The organism is Stenotrophomonas sp. CASM114, assembly GCF_049384325.1.
GTDB classification, from domain to species: Bacteria; Pseudomonadota; Gammaproteobacteria; order Xanthomonadales; family Xanthomonadaceae; genus Stenotrophomonas; species Stenotrophomonas muris.
In genome coordinates this window covers 24,819-42,243 of sequence record NZ_JBMRGJ010000028.1, presented here as the reverse complement: position 1 = coordinate 42,243, position 17,425 = coordinate 24,819, and the positions used below count along the sequence as shown (strand labels likewise).

At 65.4% G+C, this 17,425-nt stretch carries 13 protein-coding genes; 5 read left to right on the top strand and 8 right to left on the bottom strand.

Features of this window, described 5'->3' with window-relative positions; translation table 11 throughout:
- Positions 1-21 precede the first annotated feature (21 nt).
- The 5 genes from VG566_RS18845 to VG566_RS18825 all read right to left on the bottom strand — a co-directional run bounded on the left by VG566_RS18845 (position 22) and on the right by VG566_RS18825 (position 12,796).
- Entirely contained in the window at positions 22-2,028 is a 2,007-nt protein-coding gene (locus VG566_RS18845; RefSeq protein WP_032957468.1) for a M13 family metallopeptidase, read from the bottom strand.
- A gap of 215 nt (positions 2,029-2,243) precedes the next feature.
- Positions 2,244-4,346, bottom strand: a complete 2,103-nt coding sequence (locus tag VG566_RS18840) for a M13 family metallopeptidase (protein WP_032957470.1) — start codon at positions 4,344-4,346, stop codon at positions 2,244-2,246.
- Positions 4,347-4,518: 172 nt separating this feature from the next.
- Positions 4,519-6,546 (bottom strand): prolyl oligopeptidase family serine peptidase, encoded by a 2,028-nt coding sequence (locus VG566_RS18835; RefSeq protein ID WP_241884329.1) that lies wholly within the window; start codon positions 6,544-6,546, stop codon positions 4,519-4,521.
- Positions 6,547-6,640: 94 nt separating this feature from the next.
- Positions 6,641-9,619, bottom strand: a complete 2,979-nt coding sequence (locus tag VG566_RS18830; protein ID WP_032957471.1) for a TonB-dependent receptor plug domain-containing protein — start codon at positions 9,617-9,619, stop codon at positions 6,641-6,643.
- A 387-nt stretch (positions 9,620-10,006) separates the two neighbouring features.
- Positions 10,007-12,796 (bottom strand): TonB-dependent receptor plug domain-containing protein, encoded by a 2,790-nt coding sequence (locus VG566_RS18825; RefSeq protein WP_014647912.1) that lies wholly within the window; start codon positions 12,794-12,796, stop codon positions 10,007-10,009.
- A gap of 213 nt (positions 12,797-13,009) precedes the next feature.
- On the opposite strand from VG566_RS18825, the gene apbC reads away from it, so the two are divergent.
- Together apbC and dcd are read left to right on the top strand one after the other, a co-directional pair.
- A complete protein-coding gene (apbC, locus tag VG566_RS18820) occupies positions 13,010-13,864 on the top strand; it encodes an iron-sulfur cluster carrier protein ApbC (protein WP_014647911.1) in 855 nt (284 codons plus the stop codon).
- A gap of 78 nt (positions 13,865-13,942) precedes the next feature.
- Positions 13,943-14,515, top strand: a complete 573-nt coding sequence (dcd, locus tag VG566_RS18815) for a dCTP deaminase (protein WP_014037995.1) — start codon at positions 13,943-13,945, stop codon at positions 14,513-14,515.
- Between the two features lie 106 nt (positions 14,516-14,621).
- Here the strand turns inward: dcd and VG566_RS18810 are convergent, their stop codons facing one another.
- From VG566_RS18810 to VG566_RS18800, 3 genes are read right to left on the bottom strand one after another with little or no spacing between them, the layout of a single operon-like run.
- Positions 14,622-14,789 (bottom strand): LiaI-LiaF-like domain-containing protein, encoded by a 168-nt coding sequence (locus VG566_RS18810; RefSeq protein ID WP_005418011.1) that lies wholly within the window; start codon positions 14,787-14,789, stop codon positions 14,622-14,624.
- A gap of 15 nt (positions 14,790-14,804) precedes the next feature.
- On the bottom strand, positions 14,805-15,227 hold the full coding sequence (locus VG566_RS18805) for an HIT domain-containing protein (RefSeq protein WP_014647910.1): 423 nt from the start codon (positions 15,225-15,227) through the stop codon (positions 14,805-14,807).
- Entirely contained in the window at positions 15,224-15,895 is a 672-nt protein-coding gene (locus tag VG566_RS18800; RefSeq protein ID WP_241884330.1) for a dienelactone hydrolase family protein, read from the bottom strand. The genes VG566_RS18805 and VG566_RS18800 overlap by 4 nt, the downstream gene beginning before the upstream one ends.
- Before the next feature lie 365 nt (positions 15,896-16,260).
- On the opposite strand from VG566_RS18800, the gene VG566_RS18795 reads away from it, so the two are divergent.
- The 3 genes from VG566_RS18795 to VG566_RS18785 all read left to right on the top strand — a co-directional run bounded on the left by VG566_RS18795 (position 16,261) and on the right by VG566_RS18785 (position 17,386).
- Positions 16,261-16,719 (top strand): hypothetical protein, encoded by a 459-nt coding sequence (locus VG566_RS18795; RefSeq protein ID WP_014037992.1) that lies wholly within the window; start codon positions 16,261-16,263, stop codon positions 16,717-16,719.
- The gene (locus VG566_RS18790) at positions 16,719-17,063 is read left to right on the top strand and encodes a hypothetical protein (protein ID WP_014647908.1); all 345 of its coding nucleotides are present in this window, start codon (positions 16,719-16,721) and stop codon (positions 17,061-17,063) included. The genes VG566_RS18795 and VG566_RS18790 overlap by 1 nt, the downstream gene beginning before the upstream one ends.
- An 80-nt stretch (positions 17,064-17,143) precedes the next feature.
- Positions 17,144-17,386 (top strand): phage tail assembly protein T, encoded by a 243-nt coding sequence (locus tag VG566_RS18785; RefSeq protein ID WP_227864145.1) that lies wholly within the window; start codon positions 17,144-17,146, stop codon positions 17,384-17,386.
- The last annotated feature ends 39 nt before the right edge of the window (positions 17,387-17,425 follow it).

Sequence of the window (17,425 nt, the reverse complement as noted above, 5' to 3'; positions counted from 1 at the left end):
ACTACGGGTAGTGCGCGTGGCTCAGCGCCAGACCTTGATCTGGTCGGCTTCGCTGCGCTGCATCGGCTGGCCGGCCTTGCAGCTGAAGGTGGCACCGAATGCCGGCAGGTTGGCCAGCGTGCCGTTGCTGCGCCACAGGCCCGGCGCGCGGATGTCGGCGGTCAGGCGGCGCACGGCCTCGTTCGGCGACAGCTGCTGTGCCCACAACGCCGACCAGGCGCGGAAGAAGCCCTGCTGCTGTGCCGGCTTGGCCTTCGGCTCCTGCGCGGTATAGGCCGCCCAGGCCAGTTCCAGACCGGCGATGTCGGCCAGGTTCTCTTCCTGGGTGAGCGTGCCGTTGACCTTGGCACCCTTCACGCCCGGGAAATCGTAGGCGCTGTACTGCGCGGCCACGCGGTTGCCAAGCAGGGTCCAGGCGGTCTTGTCGGCCGGGGTCCACCAGCTGCGCAGTTCGCCCTTGGCGTCGACCAGTGCACCCTTGGCGTCGATCGCACGGGTCAGCTCATGGCCGACCAGGCCACCGAAGCTGCCGAACTTGTCGGCGGCGTCGGCCTTGGCATTGAACACCGGGCCCTGCAGGATCGCCGCGGTAACGATCAGGCGGTTCTGTGCCAGGTCGTAGGCCAGCGACGGCTGCTGCGGCAGCACGTCCCAGCGGCGGTCGGCGTTGCCCTTGCCGATGCGCTTCATTTCCTCGCGGTGGCGCCAGGTCGACGCGATCAGCATGTTGCCGCCGAACGAACCGCGGCCCATCGGCTGCACGCTGTAGTCGAGGTCGCGCAACGGGGTGCCGATCTCGATCTTCAGCGCAGCCAGCTTGGCCTGCGCTTCGGTCTTGGCTTCGGCGCTCATCCAGCTGTTGTTCTTGACCGCCTCGATCTGCACTTCGCGCAGCTTGTCGACGATCCACGCCGCCTGGCGACGGTCTTCGGCCGACAGGTAACGGGCCGCATATTCGCGGCCGACCATCGGGCCGGCGGCCACGTTGATCGCCTCCAGCACGTCTTCCCAGCGCTGCGGCGGCAGCGTTTCGCCACGCAGCACGCGGCCACGGAATTCAAACTCCGCGTCGCGGTAGGCCTTGGACAGGTACGGTGCCATCGAGTCGCCCACGCGCCAGCGCAGGTAGGCCTTCCACTGGTCCGGCTTGAGCTTGGTGACCATGCCATCGAGCTGCTTGAACAGGCCCGGGTCGGCCAGCGAGACCAGGTCGTCGTCCACGCCCTGTGCCTTCAGGAACGCGTCCAGCTGCAGGTTGCGGTAACGGCTGTTGAGCTCCTTGGTGGAGATCGGCGCGTAGTTGTTGAACGGGTTGTTGATGCCGGCCAGCGACTGCGCATTGCGCGCCAGCTCGGTCTCCAGCGCGATCACCGCCTGCGATTCGGCATCGAGCCTGGCCGCCGGGGTGCCGGTCAGCGCCAGGATCTGCTTGACGTAGTTGCGGTAGCGCCCCATCAGCGCCACGGTATCGGCGTCGGTGCGGGTATAGAACGCCGGGTCCGGCAGGCCCATGCCGCCCTGCATGAAGTAACCGATGTGGCGGTCCAGTGCCTTCAGGTCGACGTCCGGGCCGAAGTTGAAGGCCACCGGGATGCCCACCTGGTGCAGCGCGGCGATCGAGGCCGGCACATCCTTGGCCTTCTTGATGGCGTTGATGCGGGTCAGCAGCGGCGCGATCGGGTTGGAGCCGTCCGCTTCCACGGCGGCTTCGTCCAGGCCGCTGGCCCAGAAGTCGCCCAGCAGCTTCTGCACGTTGCCCTGCGGCGACTTCATCGCGGCGTCGAGCAGTTCACGCTGCTGCTGGCGGCTGCGCTCGACCAGCTGGCCGAGCGCGGTGGTGGCACCGGTCTGCGGCACCGGGTTGGCCTTCAGCCAGCCTGCGTTGGTGGCGTCGTAGAAGTCGCTGCACTGGGCGCTGACGGCCGGGGCGCGCGCGGCCTTCTTCTTGGCGGCGAACGCATCGTGGGTCGGGACCAGCGTCGCCAGGCTGATGCCCAGGGCGATGGCAAGCGGACGGAAATTGGGCATGTGGAACGAATCCGTGATGGATTGAGGGCGCGCGCACTATAGCAAGCCGTGCATGGGCGCGGCATGCACGCGTCACGGTGGCGCCGCCGGGCCGTGCGCCGACCAGGGTCGGCATCGACCAACGGCCTGAGCCATGCGTGGATGACGGGCGCTGTGAAAAACAAAGGCCCGGGATTCCCGGGCCTTTGCAGGTCTGCCGCAGCGTCAGCCGTGGCTTACCAGATCACCACCTGCTGCTCGCCGGTGCGGGCCATCGGCGAACCGGCCTTGCACTGGAACGCGGCAGCGAAGGTCGGCAGGTTCGACGGCGCACCCATGGCACGGAACTGCGCCGGGGCGTGCGGGTCGGTGGCCAGGCGGACCTTGGCGTTTTCCGGGGTGTACTTGGTGCGCCACACGGTGGCCCAGTTGAAGAAGAAGCGCTGGTCGCGGGTGAAGCCGTCGACCTTCGCATCTTCCTTGCCGGCGGTCGCCTTCTGCAGGGCGTCGTAGGCGGTGGCCAGGCCGCCCAGGTCGGCGATGTTCTCGCCCAGGGTCAGGTGGCCGTTCACTGCCTGGCCGTCGACCTTGTACTGGTCGAACTGCTTGACCAGCTTGCCGGTGAGGCCTTCGAAGTTCTTCTTGTCGGCCGGGGTCCACCAGTCTTCCATGTTGCCGGTCGGCCCGAAGCGTGCGCCCTGGTCGTCGTAACCGTGGGTCATCTCATGGCCGATCACCGCACCGATGCCGCCGTAGTTCAGCGCGTCGTCGGCCTTCGGATCGAAGAACGGCGGCTGCAGGATGGCGGCCGGGAACACGATCTCGTTCTGCAGCGGGTTGTAGTAGGCGTTGACGGTCTGCGGGGTCATGCCCCACTCGGTCTTGTCCACCGGCTTGCCGATCTTGGACAGGTTGAACTTGTAGTTGAACTCGTTGGCCGCGCGCACGTTGCCCAGGTAGCTGTCGCGCTGGGTCTGCAGGCCCGACCAGTCGCGCCACTTGTCCGGGTAACCGATCTTCGGGGTGAAGGTTTCCCACTTGGCGATGGCCTTGGCCTTGGTTTCCTCGCTCATCCAGCTCAGGCCCTGGATGCGGTCCTTCAGCGAGGCGGCCAGGTTCTTCACCAGTTCTTCCATCTTCGCCTTGGCTTCCGGCGAGAAGGCAACCTTCACGTACAGCTGGCCGAAGGCTTCACCGGCATCGTTTTCGATGGTGCCCAGCACACGCTTCCAGCGCGGCTTCTGCTCCTTCTGGCCGTTGAGGGTCTTGCCGTAGAACTCGTAGTTCTCCTGCACGAAGGCATCGGCCAGGTACGGCGAGGCGCTGTCCACGGTGTGGAAGCGCAGGTAGGCGCGCCACACCGACGGATCGGTGTCGGCCAGCGACTTGCTCACTTCCTCATGGAAGGCCGGCATGGCCAGCGAGAACTTCTCCGGCGCGGCCACGCCCTGCGACTTGAAGAACTCGGTCCAGCTGAAGTTCGGGGTCAGCTTGTCGGCGTCGGCCAGGGTGACCGGGTTGTAGTACAGCTCGACGTTGCGCGACAGCTCCACGCGCGACTTGGAGGCCTTGGCCAGGCGGGTTTCGAACTTGACCACGTCCTCGGCCTGCTTGGCTGCATCGGCCGCGGCCACGCCGGACAGCTCCAGCACCTTGGCGACATGCGCCTGATAGGCCTTCAGCTTGTCGGCGTTCTTGGCATCGGTGTAGTAGGTGGTATCCGGCAGGCCCAGGCCGCCCTGGCTGGCATAGGCCATGTTCACCCCGGAGTTCTTGAAGTCGGCTTCAGCGCCGAAGCCGAACAGGAGGTTGTCACCCTTGGCGGCGCTGGTGCGCAGGTAGTTGGCGATGGCCGCCTTGTCCTGCAGGCCGTCGATCGCAGCCAGGTCGGCCTTCAGCGGCTCGATGCCCTGGGCGTTGATCTTGGCTTCGTCCATGCCGGTGGCCCACAGGTCGCCGACGATCTTCTCGATGTGGTTCGGGTTCTTGACCTGCGCAACCTGTTCGGCCAGCTGGTGCTGCACGGCCACCGAACGCTCGTCGAGGATGGTGAACGCGCCCCAGCTGGTGCGGTCGCCCGGGATTTCATTGGCGGCCAGCCACTTGCTGTTGACGTAGTCGCCGAAGGCGGTGCACGCGTCCTTGGTGGTGTCCAGGTCGCTCGGCTGGAAGGCGTTGTAGGCCGGCAGCTTGCTGTCGTCCAGCTTGTAGGTGGTGGCTTCGGCGGTGGCCGGGGCGGGGGTCGCGGCATCCTTGGCCGGGGTTTCGTTCTTGCCGCAGCCGGCCAGCACGGCCGACACGGCCAGGCTGAGCAGGACGATCTTGGGAGTGCGCGTCATCACTATTCTTGGCCTCCAGGCCGAGTGAGTCAGGGAGAAGCCGCAGGTACGGCCGTGGGCCGAACGATACGCCGCCGGCCTGGCCTGCAAGGGTGTCGAAGGTCATGTCCGGGCGCAAGGGCCAGAACGTGCAAGGGCGCCCCGTGGGCGCCCTTGCAGGAAGCGGTGCGGCTTACAGGCCGCCGCCGCCGCAGCCCTTGCCCAGGTAGTCGTCGATCAGCCTGAGCTGGTCACCCATGATCGCGCGGGTCCAGGCGGGACCATGCGCGTAGTCGGCGATGGCGTGGAACTCGACCGGCTGCCCCGAACCCCTGGCCTTGTTCACGAACCACTCCGACTGCTCGATCGGCACCGTGCGGTCGCGGTCACCGTGGTAGACCATCAATGGAATCTTCATTTCACCGGCCTTGTCGACCGGGTTGAGGCCGGCCACGGTCGGCGCCTGGGCCTGGCGGAAGAACGGGTTGGTATAGAAGCGCGACCAGATCTTCTTGATGTCCGAAACGCCGGCACCGGCGATGGCGCACTTGTACAGGCCATTGGGACGCACCGAAGCCGCGAACGCCGAGTAGCCGCCATAGGAGAAGCCGAACATGGCGATGTGGCCGGGCTGGGCGATCTTCTGGTCGATCATCCACTGCGCGCCATCGTCCTTGTCGTCCTGCATCTTCTGGCCCCATTCGGCATCACCGGCCATCCACAGCTTGCGGCCCCAGTCGGCCGAGCCGCGGAACTGCGGGCGCAGGACCGCCATGCAGCGTGATGCCATCAGCGGTACCCACATCGAGCCGTCGAAGTCCATGCCATCGCGTGCCCACGGGCCGCCGTGCGGATGCACCACGGCTTTCCACGGGCCGGCACCGCACAGCTCGGTGCTGGGCGTGGTCAGGAATGCCGGAATGTCCAGCCCGTCGCGTGCCTTGTAGTAGACCAGCCGGGTGGTGCCCAGCGCGGCTGGCTGGATCTGCGGATAGGTCTTGGCCAGCAGGGTCAGCTTGCCGTCGTGCAGCAGGTGATACTCGGGCGGGTTGGAAGGGCCGGAGGTAGCCACCAGCACATCGGAAAGATCGGCGGTGTAGTCGACGATGCGGTAGCTCAGGCCTGTATCGTAGTTGGCGGTGTAGCGCTGGCCGTTCGCGGTATCGACCATCGCCAGCGGCTCCTGGCGGATGCCAAGCGCCTGGCGCAGCCCCTGGTCCAGGGCCTTCATGCGCGGAGAGGTCCACTGGATGTCGTCGCCGCGCGGACCGGCGTAGCCGATTCCCATGATCTCGCCGAAGGGTACCGCACCGCTCCGGTGGCGGTTGATCAGCATCGAGCCGGCGTTGAACAGTTTGTGCTCGAACAGCACTTCCTTCTGCTTGCGGGCCGTGATGTCGTACTCGTAGACGATTGATTTGTCGCGGCCGACATTGCTGAGTACGAACGCGATGTTCGGATCATCGGCAAAGCCGATCACCTGGTTGACGTCGCGGTTCTTCACGTAGGAGCGGAAATGCTCCTCCCAGGCACCGTTGGCAGGCGAGCGGAACTCGGTGGCGACGTAGGCGCCGGTACCGTCGACGTCCTGCCGCAGGCGTGCCCGCAGTTCACTGTCCAGGTCGGTGATATAGCCCGCCACGCGCTCTTCGGTCTTCTGGATGCGCTGGGAGGTGAAGTTGCGCAGGTCGACCTTGTAGACGTCACCGGAACTGCTGCCCGAACCGTTGACCACCAGGATGTGGTCGGGATCGTTGGGCAGGGTGTCGAGCACCGTGGCGTTGGCCAGTGCCTGCTCGAGCTCTTCATTGCGACTGGAGGCGCGCGGCGGCGTGATCGGCTCCTTCCACTGCTTGCCTTCGATGTCGGTGATGAAGAACTTGCTGACGAAGGTCTTGGTCACCCGGTCGGCGCGCAGGTCGTAGGGTTGCCACAGCACGACGGCCAGCTGTCCGTTCTTGATGAACGACACGCTCTGGAACTTCATGCGGTTGGCGCCGATCACCGTTGGTGGCTTGTCCAGTGCATCGGTCCGCCAAACCACGATCACGCGCTCCTCGCCATCGGCGCGAAGGCCGGCGATGTGTTTTCCGTCTGGTGACAACGACAGGCTGGAGATGGCCGGGAAGGCGGCCATCTGTTCGATGGTGGGCGCCACAGGCTTGGCGTGCAGCAACGGTGAAAGGCTGGCCAGGGCCGCCAGCAGCAGGGCTCGCTTCATTGCAACCTCGGAATGCGTTGGCACCGGCCTGCGGAGAATCCGGTGCCTGAAATGGAACCGCCGCCCCGAAGGGCGGCGGTTGCAGGGAGCAGGATCAGAACGAACGCGTGATGTTCAGGAAGTAGCTGCGACCGAAGTAGTCGAAGCCGCTGTACAGCAGCGCGTTGCCGACGGTGTTGTAGATACCCTGGGAGATGGTCGGCGGCTTGCGGTCGGCGAAGTTGCGCACGCCACCGGTGACCGACCACTTGTCCGCTTCATACTTCACCGAGATGGCCTGCAGGAAGTAGTTCGGGGTGTACAGCTTGTACGCCGAGGTGGCCGGATCGAAGTCACCCGGGTTGCGCTCCTCGTAGTACGCGTAGCTGTCCATCTTGTCGATCCAGTCCAGGCCGTAACGCACCTGCCAGTTCTTCCACTTGTAGCTCAGGTCCAGCGAGGCGGTGTTTTCCGGACGCGACAGCATGCCGTTGTAGTCCACCAGCGGATCGTCGGAGAAGACCTTGCTGGCCTGTTCCAGGTAGTGGGTGAACTGCAGCGTGGTGCGCAGGGTGCCCGGGCCGATTTCGCGGACATAGCGGGTGGTGAAGTCCAGGCCACGGACCTTGTCGGTGGACAGGTTGATGAAGCCGTTGGTCACCACCAGTTGGTTGTTGACCGGGTTGCGGGCCACCAGGCGGCACAGACCCGAACCGGAGGAGAAGTCGGCACTGCCGCTGTCGTAGCAGCGCGACAGGATGTTCGCGCCGCCCGCGCTGTCGACGCCGTTCTTCACTTCGATGTCGAAGTAGTCGGCGGCGAAGGACAGGTCACCGAAGCCGCTGCCGAATTCCGGCTGGATCACCACGCCCAGGGTCTTGGCCTTGGAGGTTTCGGCTTCCAGGCCGGCCTCGGCACCACCCTGGGTGACCACGGTCACGCCCTGGGTGGCCAGGTAGTCCGGTGCCAGGCCCAGCGATGCGCAGTTCTGGTAACGCGGCGAGCTCGGGTTGCGATCACCATACTCGTTGCAGGGGTCGGCACTGCTGCTCAGGAAGCCGGTGGTGCCGCCCAGGAACTGTTCGAACAGCGCCGGTGCGCGGTAGGAGGTGCCGTACGACGCACGGAACGACAGCCACTTCACCGGGGTCCACAGCGCGCCGATCTTGTAGGTCTCATCCGAGCCGTAGGACTTGTAGTCGGTGTAGCGGCCGGACAGGTTGACCGTCAGTTCCTCGGCAGCGGTGACGCCGGACAGCAGCGGCAGTTCCAGTTCGCCGTAGGCTTCGAACACCGAGTCCGAACCGCGGGTCGGAGTGGCGTTGGTCAGGTTGTACAGGTCGGCATTGATCGAGTACGGCGACGGGGTGTCGTCGATGCGTGCCTTGCGGTACTCGACGCCGAATGCACCACCGGCCGAACCGTACGGCATGTCGAACAGCGGGCCGTTGACGTTGAAGTTGACCGTCGTTTCCTTGTACAGCGTGTTGCCGGTGACCGGCACGAACACCCAGTCCTTCCAGTCCTGCGGCAGCTTGCCACCGATGGTGTTGGTGTTCAGCGCCGGCGCGGCGATGCAGCCGTTGGAACCGTCCCGGCAGACATAGCCACCGGCACCGTTGGAGACCACGTCCAGGCTCTGGCGCAGGCGGCTGGTCAGGAAGCTCTCGAAGGTGTAGTCGGCGTCGCTGCGCGAGTGCATGACGTTGAAGTCATAGTTCCACTCCGAGCTCAGGTGGCCACGCAGGCCGGCATTGAAGCGCAGGAAGTCGACGTTCTGCTTGTTGGTGTCGTTGCCGAAACCGATGAACGCACGCACGCCCAGGTTCTTGCCGCTGGTCTGGTCGGTCGGAGCACCGGCAACGCTGTCACGCAGGTTGGCCGGGATCAGCGGGCTGCCTACGGCATAGTCCAGGGTCAGCTGGCGATAGCCGGTCTGGGTCGACTTGCGCTTGTTGCCCAGGAACTCGTAGTACAGCTCGGCATCGCCCAGTGCGTTGAGGTCGAAGCCACCCTGCAGGTACAGGGTGTGGGTCTTGGTCGGCGAGATCAGCGACTGGTTGCGCATGGCCGGATCGAAGGTGTCGCGGGTGTTCAGGTCCACGCCTTCGTAGCCCACCAGGCCGGTGGTGATGGCCGCATTCGGGCGCCAGCGGTTGAAGCGGGTGCCGGCGCCGCCCGGGGCCGCAACACCGGTACGGGTGTTGGTGCCGATGGTGTTCAGCGTGGTGCCGCCGGCATCGAGCGACCAGCACTTCGGCTTGCCGGTCAGCGGGTCGATGAAGTCGCCGCTGCCCCAATAGTCGCCCGCGTCGATGTCGCGGTACATGTCGGTCGGGCAGCCACCGGCCCAGCTGCGGTCGGCCAGGGTCAGCTCGTTGCGGGTGTAGTACTCATAGGAGCCGGAGAAGTGCGAGCGCTCGCCGGTGGCACCGAACATGATGGAGTAACGGCGCTCTTCACCGCCGCCGCCATCGGTGGCGTTGTGCTGTGCTTCGAAGCTGACGCCATCGACCTTCTTCTTGGTGATGATGTTGATTACGCCGGCAACGGCGTCGGAGCCGTAGATCGAGGACGCACCGTCCTTCAGGATTTCGACGCGGTCGACGATCGAGTTCGGCAGCACGTTCAGGTCGGTCGAGCCCACCGAGCCGCGGGTACCGGCCGGCGACACGCGGCGGCCATTGAGCAGGATCAGGGTGCGGGTCGGGCCGAGGCCGCGCAGGCCCAGGGTGTTGGCGCCCGGGCCACCGTCGGTGACGTAGCCGCCATAGGCGTTGTTGATCTGCGCCGCACCGGCGGTGACCGCGGTGCTCTGCAGGGCCGCCGTGGTCGAGTTGAAGCCGGCCAGGGTGGTTTCTTCACGGGTGACGACCTGCACCGGCGAGACCGAGTTGAACACGTCGCGGCTGATGCGCGAGCCGGTGACGGTCACCGTATCCAGATTGGTGGCCTTGGACTTGGATGCCTCTTCGGTGGTCTGCGTCGAGCCCGAGGCGTCCTGTGCGATCGCCGGGGCAGCCGCAGCGAGCAGCACGGCGGAGGCGAGGGCGAAGCTCAGCGGGTGCTTGCTGAGCGACTTGCGATTGATCATCTGAAATCCCCTTGAATCGAATGATTGCGTCGTACACCGGGACAGGTCCTTGTCGGCGTCTCCGTGTGCCCCTTGCCCGGGGTCGGCAGCGTGCTGCCACCCGGCGCTGGTACCGGCTTCACGTGCCGATGACCCGAGATTAACACGACATTAACCGAGCCTGTCAAACGTTCACGAGGGAGTCATGAAGCTGTGGGTGATGGGCGCGCTTTGCAGTGACAGGAGCGCCCATTTCTCCTTCATCTCATTGATATGTATTGATTTTTTTCGGTTCATGTCAAACGTGTCTGAACCGTGAACGGGATGTGGCCGTGCTGTGCGACGGACAAAAAAAGGCCCCGCCGAAGCGGGGCCTGGTCCAGACACGCAGTCCGGAATACGACGGGATCAGAAGTCGTACTTGACCTGGGCCGAGATCTGACGGCCGTAGACGCTGTAGAAGCCGTCGTTGAACGGGGTCGATTCGTTGCCCGGGTAGTTGTAGCGCTGGCCTTCCGGCAGCTTGTTGAACACGTTGTTGACCATCAGCGACAGGGTCAGATCGTCCTGCGCCTGGTAGTTCAGGCTCATGTTGTAGGTGGTGTACGAGCCCCACTTGCCGGCCTTGGCGCCGGAGGAGTGGACGTAGTCATAGCTGCGGCCGGTGTAGGCCAGGTAGTTCGGGGTGCTGCCGACGTAGTTGGCGTACAGGGTGGTGGTGAACTTGGAGATGGCCCAGCCCACCGACACATCGCCGCGCACCTTGGCGAAGTTGTCGTAGTACCACATGTTGTACGGATCGCTCAGCAGATCCAGCTTCTGTGCGCCCGGCAGCGGCACCACTTCACGCTTCAGCATGTTGGTGTAGTTGCCCGAGAACATCAGCGAACCGAAGCGGCCCAGGTCCTGCTGGTACTTGGCGCCGACGGTCACCGCTTCCAGGTTCTGGCTGGCCACGTTGAGCTTCGGGGTGTACACGCGGGCCAGGTTGCCACCGGCGTCGCGGGACACCCAGTCGGTCACGTTCTGGCAGCTGGCCGAGGTGTTGTTCGGCAGGCCGTTGCGGCACTGGTACTCGGCCAGCAGCAGCTGGTCGGTGCTCAGGGTCTTGACCTCGTTCTTGATCTTCCAGTTGTAGTAGTCGACCGACAGCGAGAAGTTGCTCACCGGGGCCCACACCACGCCCGCGCTCCACACGTCGGCGGTGATCGGCTTCAGGTCCGGGTTGCCGGACTTTTCGCTGTACACCGAGGTGGTCTTGTAGAACGAGCAGGCTTCGTCACGCAGCGCGTAGCCCATCTGGCTGCAGCGGTAGTAGTCGTTCTGGCCGGAGGCGAACGAGCCGCTCATGCCCTGGAAGGCATCGGACAGGGTCGGCGCACGGAATGCGGTGCCGTACTTGCCGCGCAGCAGCAGGCTCTCAACCGGGCGGTATTCCAGGCCGATGCTGTAGGTGGCCTTGTCAACGGTCTTGTCGGCGATCTTGAAGGCGTCGTAGCGGCCCGAGGCGCTGATGGTCAGCGACTCGAACACCGGCATGCGCAGTTCGCTGGTCACCGCGTAGTTGCTGCGGTGGCCGGCACCGGCCACGGCGGTGGCGCCCCAGGCGTTGCCATCGACGAAGGCCTGGTCGGGCGAGTAATCCCAACCTTCGCTGCCACCTTCCAGCACCACGGCCAGGCCGGCGTCGCCGCCCGGCAGGGAGAACAGCGAACCGTTGGTCACCTGCACGCGACCCAGGTTCTGCCAGGTCTTGCTGCGGTGGGTGCCATAGCCGGTGAAGCTGGCGAACTGGTCAGGGGTGATCGGCGAGTAGAACGCGGCGTAGTCCGGGTTGTAGATGCCGAAGCCATCAGCGGTGGTACCCAGGCGCGGGCCCAGCACGGTGTCGCCGAAGAAGCCTTCGATCTTGTCCTTCCAGCGCGCGAAGCGGTTCTGGTCCAGGCGGTATTCGCCGCGGGTGAAGCTGGCGCTGTAGTCCCAGTCGCCGACCATGCCCTTGCCGCCCAGGGTGACCTGGTAGGAACGGCTCTCATCGGAGTTCAGGATGTTGTTGTAGTGGCCCGGGCCGATTTCTTCCGGTGCGAAGGCGCGCTGCAGGTTCACGACCTTGCCCAGGCCCTGGTCGTAGAAGCCGCCCATCACCGACTTGGTGCCCCACCACAGGGCGCTGGAGCCGGAGGTGAACTCGGTCTTCTCCTTGCTGTACAGCACATCGGCGAACAGCTGGAAGTTGTCGTTCACGTCGAAGGTCATCGACGAGTAGAACTGGCCGCTGTTCTTGCCGTTCTTCAGGGTCTTGTAGCCGGCGCTGTACACCGAGCCGCACGATTCGCCCGATGCACGCTTGCCGACGGTGGTGGTGCCGTCGTACAGGCCTGCGACGTTGGCGCAGCGGGTCGGGTCCATCATGTACAGCTTGTTGTCGGCGTTGCCGATGACGGCAAAGTCGTTCGACGGCAGCTGTGCGGTGTAACCGACCGGGTTGTTCTGCTTGGTGATGTCACGCTGGTAGCCCCAGATCGGGCTGCCGTTTTCGATCTGCACGTTGACCAGCGCGTGGAAGCGGTCGTCGAATGCATTGAAGCCCTTGGCGGCGCTGAAGCGGATGTTGCTGCCACCACCTTCGGTGTAGGTGCCGCCACGGATCGACATCGTGCCGCCGTCCATGCGTTCCTTCAGGATGATGTTGACCACGCCGGCGATCGCGTCCGAGCCGTACAGCGACGACTGGCCGCCCGGCAGGACCTCGATGCGCTCGACGATGTCGATCGGAATGCCGCTGATGTTGTTGAACGACTCGCTGCCGTTGTACAGCGCCGGATACGAGAGCATCGGGCGGCCGTTGATCAGGTACTTGGTGTAGCCCGGGTTCAGGCCGAACATGCCGGCGGCTTCGGCGCCCTGGGTGAACGCACCCGAGGTCTGTCCACCCTGCAGGCCGCCGGTGGTCAGCGACGACTGCTGCAGCACTTCAGCAACGCTGCTGAAGCCGCGGGTCTGGATGTCTTCGGCGGTGATGGACATCACCGGGGTCTGGGTTTCGACCTGGGTCTGCGGGATCAGCGAACCGGTGACGGTGATCTTGTCCAGGTTGGTCGCCTTGTCCTGGGCCATTGCCGGGGCGGCGGCCATCAGAGCGGACATCAGGGCGACGGCGAGCGTGTTGCGACGTGCGGTATTGCTGACGTGTTTCATGTAATTCCATTGGAGAGCAAAAACAAAAACGGCACTGCGCATGCGCCATCGCGCGGGCTGGAATATCCGGCTCCGCAGCTCAAAACAGTGCTCATCGAACGTAACATGAACTTAACAATCTGTGCACGAATCTGTCGCATTCCTGAATTTCAGTCAGCTTGCATCCAGCTTGTATGATGTCGGGTTATCCCCCTGACCCCGCCGGTGCCCGTTGTGAACAGTTCTCCCCGCCGTCCCCATGTCAGCCAGGTCCAGAAGGGACTTACGCCGCATGCCCGCATCCGCAACGTGATCGCGGTCGGTTCGGGCAAGGGCGGCGTCGGCAAGTCCACCACCTCGGTGAACCTGGCCGTGGCGCTGCAGCAGCTCGGTGCGCGCGTGGGCGTGCTCGATGCGGACATCTACGGGCCGAGCGTGCCGGCCATGCTGGGCCTGTCCGGTCGCCCGGAAAGCCCGGACAACAAGAGCATCGAGCCGTTGCGTGCCTTTGGCGTGGACACCATGTCGATCGGCTACCTGATCGAAGAGGACACGCCGATGATCTGGCGGGGCCCGATGGCCACCTCCGCGATGACCCAGCTGTTCAACGACACCCTGTGGGACGACCTGGATTTCCTGCTGATCGACCTGCCGCCGGGCACCGGTGACATCCAGCTGACCCTGACCCAGAAGATTCCGCTGGCCGGTGCGGTGATCGTCACCACGCCGCAGGACATCGCCACGCTGGACGCGAAGAAAGCGCTGAAGATGTTCGAGAAGGTCGAGGTGCCGGTGCTGGGCATCGTCGAGAACATGGCGGTGCACACCTGCAGCAGTTGCGGGCACATCGAGCACCTGTTCGGCGAGGGCGGCGGCGAGCGCATGGCCGCGCAGTACGGCGTGCCGCTGCTGGGCTCTCTGCCCCTGCAGATCGGCATCCGTGAACAGGGCGATGCAGGCACCCCGATCACCGTCGCCCAGCCGGATTCGGCGCCGGCCCAGGCCTACCGCCATGCCGCACAGCGCCTGATCGAGGAAGTGGGCAGGCGCCCGCGGGCTTCGATCCCGATCCTGTCGTCGCTGCTGTAAGGGCCGGGGCAGGGACCGCCGGCCGAGGCCGGGCCCCTGCTAGAATCCTCGCGCCCCCTCGTACCCCCAGGACAAAGCATGAGCATCAAGAGTGACCGTTGGATCCGCCGCATGTCCGAGCAGCACGGCATGATCGAGCCGTTCGAGGCCGGGCAGGTGAAGCAGGCCAACGGCCAGCGCATCGTCAGCTATGGCACGTCCAGCTATGGCTACGACGTGCGCTGCTCGCGCGAGTTCAAGGTGTTCACCAACATCAACTCGACGATCGTCGATCCCAAGCACTTCGACTCGGGCAGCTTCGTCGACATCACCGCCGACGAATGCATCATCCCGCCGAACAGCTTCGCGCTGGCGCGTACCGTCGAGTACTTCCGCATCCCGCGCGATACCCTGGTGGTGTGCCTGGGCAAGAGCACCTACGCGCGCTGCGGCATCATCGTCAACGTGACGCCGCTGGAGCCGGAATGGGAAGGCCACGTCACCCTGGAATTCAGCAACACCACGCCGCTGCCGGCGCGCATCTACGCCAACGAAGGCGTGGCACAGATGCTGTTCTTCCAGGCGGCCGCCGATGACGTCTGCGAGACGTCCTACCGCGACCGTGGCGGCAAGTACCAGGGCCAGACCGGCGTGACCCTGCCGCGGACCTGACGATTGCAGGCGATTTGTAGAGCCGAGCCATACTCGGCTGCCCTGCATTGAAGCCGAGCATGGCTCGGCTCTACATGAGGGAAGGCGGCGCAATGCGCCGCCTTCCTTATTTGCCGCGACCGAACAGCATCGCGATGCCGACACCAACCAGGGCCACCGGCCACCAGGTCAACAGCAGCTTGGACAGGTTCAGGTGCGTCCAGCCGAGATTGCTGGCGAGCATGAACAGGCCGATCAGGATCAGCAGGACGGCGGCAACGAGGTTGAATCGCATCGGGTCGGCGAAGGCTCAGGACTGGGCCGGATATCCTAGCCGTTCCTTCCAGTAGGCGACATGCTGGTCCAGCGCCGCCGGCTCGTAGCGGTGCGCCGGGCCACTGCCCCAGACCGGGCCCGGCCAGGCCGGATCACCGTCATGGCGGCCGATGACATGGAAGTGCAGCTGGCGCACGATGTTGCCCAGCGCCCCGATGTTGATCTTCTCCACCCCGTCGGCACCCTTCAGGGCCTTGCAGGCGCGGTTGAGCTCGGTGCGCAGCTTGTCCTGCTGCTCGCCGTCCAGCTCGATCCACTCGGTCACCCCGGCCAGGCGCGGTACCAGCACCAGCCAGGGGAATCGTTCGTCGTTCATCAGCCGCACTTGCGACAACGGTCCTTCCGCCACCAGCACGCTATCGGTGGCCAGGCGTGAATCGAGTTCGAATTCGCTCATCCAAGATGCTCCGAGAAGAAGTCCAGGGTGCGTTGCAGCGCCAGGGCGGCGCTGTCTGGATCATACGCATGTCCGACCTCCCGGTTGAAGGCGTGATCGGCCGGATAGACGTAGGTCGCCATCTGCGGCAGCTTCTCGCGGTGGGCCTTGACCGCTTCCGGCGGGATGCTGCGGTCCTGGGCGCCGAAGTGGAAGATCACCGGGGCCTTGGGCGCCTCGTCGAGGAACTGCACGTTGCGCGCACCGTAGTAGCTGACCGACGGCAGCCCCAGGCGCAATGCGGACAGCATCGCCACCGTGCCGCCCCAGCAGTAGCCGACGGTGCCGACCTTGCCGTAGGGCGCCAGCCGGGTGGCCGCCGCGCGCACGACCTCCAGCGCCCGTTCCATGCCCAGCGCGCCGACCCGTTCCAGGCCCTGCTTCACGCCCTCGGCGTCGTAGGGCAGCGCATCCGGGTCGGCGTCGGGGCCGTCGACCAGGTCGAAGAACGAGGGCGCCAGCACCGCATAGCCTTCGGCTGCGAAGCGCTCGGCCACGCTGCGGATGTGCGGGTTGGCGCCGAAGATTTCCTGCACCACCACCAGGCCGCCGCGCGCGGTGCCGTCCGGCAGGGCCTGCCAGGCCCGTACCGGGCCGTGATGCGTATCCAGGGTGATCCACTCGGCCATCGTCATCTTCCTCGTTGCTGGGAACAGAGCTGCATTGTCGGCGCTGCGCCGGTTAGCGCGGCGTCAGCGGCTGTGCCGGATCGGGCGGCTGCGGGTTTGCGGCAGTGCGTTCCCAAGGCGGTGCAGAGGGCTGTTTCTGCATTGACCGGTGCACACCCGCAGCCTAAGCTTTCAGCCACGATGACATACAAGCCTCCGGCGCGAGCCGGGGGCTTTTTTGTTGTCCGCGTGTTGCGGGTCGCAACGCGCAACCGGTGGCTGTGACGGGCCAGCCACGATGACCCACTGCAGGCAGCCCCGAGCCTGATCACCCCGAACCCCAGCCGCCGCAAGGCGGCTTTTTCATTTCCAGGAGATTCAACACCATGTCCATCAATCAAGCCATTTCCGCCCAGGACTCCGCGCTGTACGTGAAGGCCGGTACCGCCCCGACCGCGCCGAACAATCCGGCCGGCTATACCGAAATCGACGGCCTGACCGCCTTCCCGTTCGGCCGCGGCCAGGCCAACACCCTTGATGCCACCAACCTGCGTTCGAAGCAGATGGAGAACATCGCGGGTCTGTCCGGCGGCCAGGCCGTGCAGGTGTCCGGCCACCGCTGGCCGGTCGGCAGCTCGGCAGGCCAGGAGATCCTGCGCGACGCCGATCCGGATGCCGACCTGCACTTCCTGATGGTGCTGCCCACCGGCGATGCCGCTACCTTCGTCGCCAAGGTCGCCGCCTTCAACGTGGCCCCGGGCACCAACCAGGTGCTGACGTTCACTGCGGACCTGCTGCCGCGTGAGTTCGCGCTGGTAACCGTGGCCGCTGGCGGCACCCCGTGATGCTGCTGGGCAAGCAGCAGATCCTGGACGCGCAGGATCGCCGGCACGAGGACGTCGCCGTACCCGAATGGGGCGGCAGCGTGCGCGTGGCGATGATGTCGGCGCGTGACCGTGATCGCTGGGAGCAGGAGACCTATGGCGGTGACACGCCCAAGGTGGATGACTTCCGCGCGCGATTCGTCGGCCTGTGCCTGGTCGATGAAATGGGCGAGCGCCTGTTCTCCGACCACGAGGTGGCCCAGCTGGGCACGAAATCGGCCGCGGCGCTGGATCGCGTGTTCCGTGTCGCGCAGACGCTCAATGCGCTCGGCGATGCGGCCGTGGGAGAGCTGGAAAAAAACTGATCCGCCGGCCTGAGCGCCGGCTTCAGTTCCGGATCGCGTGGAGGCTGGGCCTCCCGCATCCGGACCACCTGCTGGCGGGAGTGACCTCCCGCCAGCTCTCGGAGATGTATGCGTTCGCACGCCTGGAGCCGTTGGACCAGCCCCTGCAGGGGATGCTCGCCCAGCTGACCAGTGTGCTGGCGCAGGTGCACGGCAATACGACCACTGCCGACGACTTCCTGCTGGTGCGACCGCGTGCGTCGCCGGAGAGGGCGGCAAAGGAGCGCTCGCAGCAGCTGCTGGAACTGTTCGGCAGCGCATCGCGGCGCAACGCTGCGGCGTGATTCCGGGCGGGGCAGGGCATTGCTTCTCCGATGCGTGGC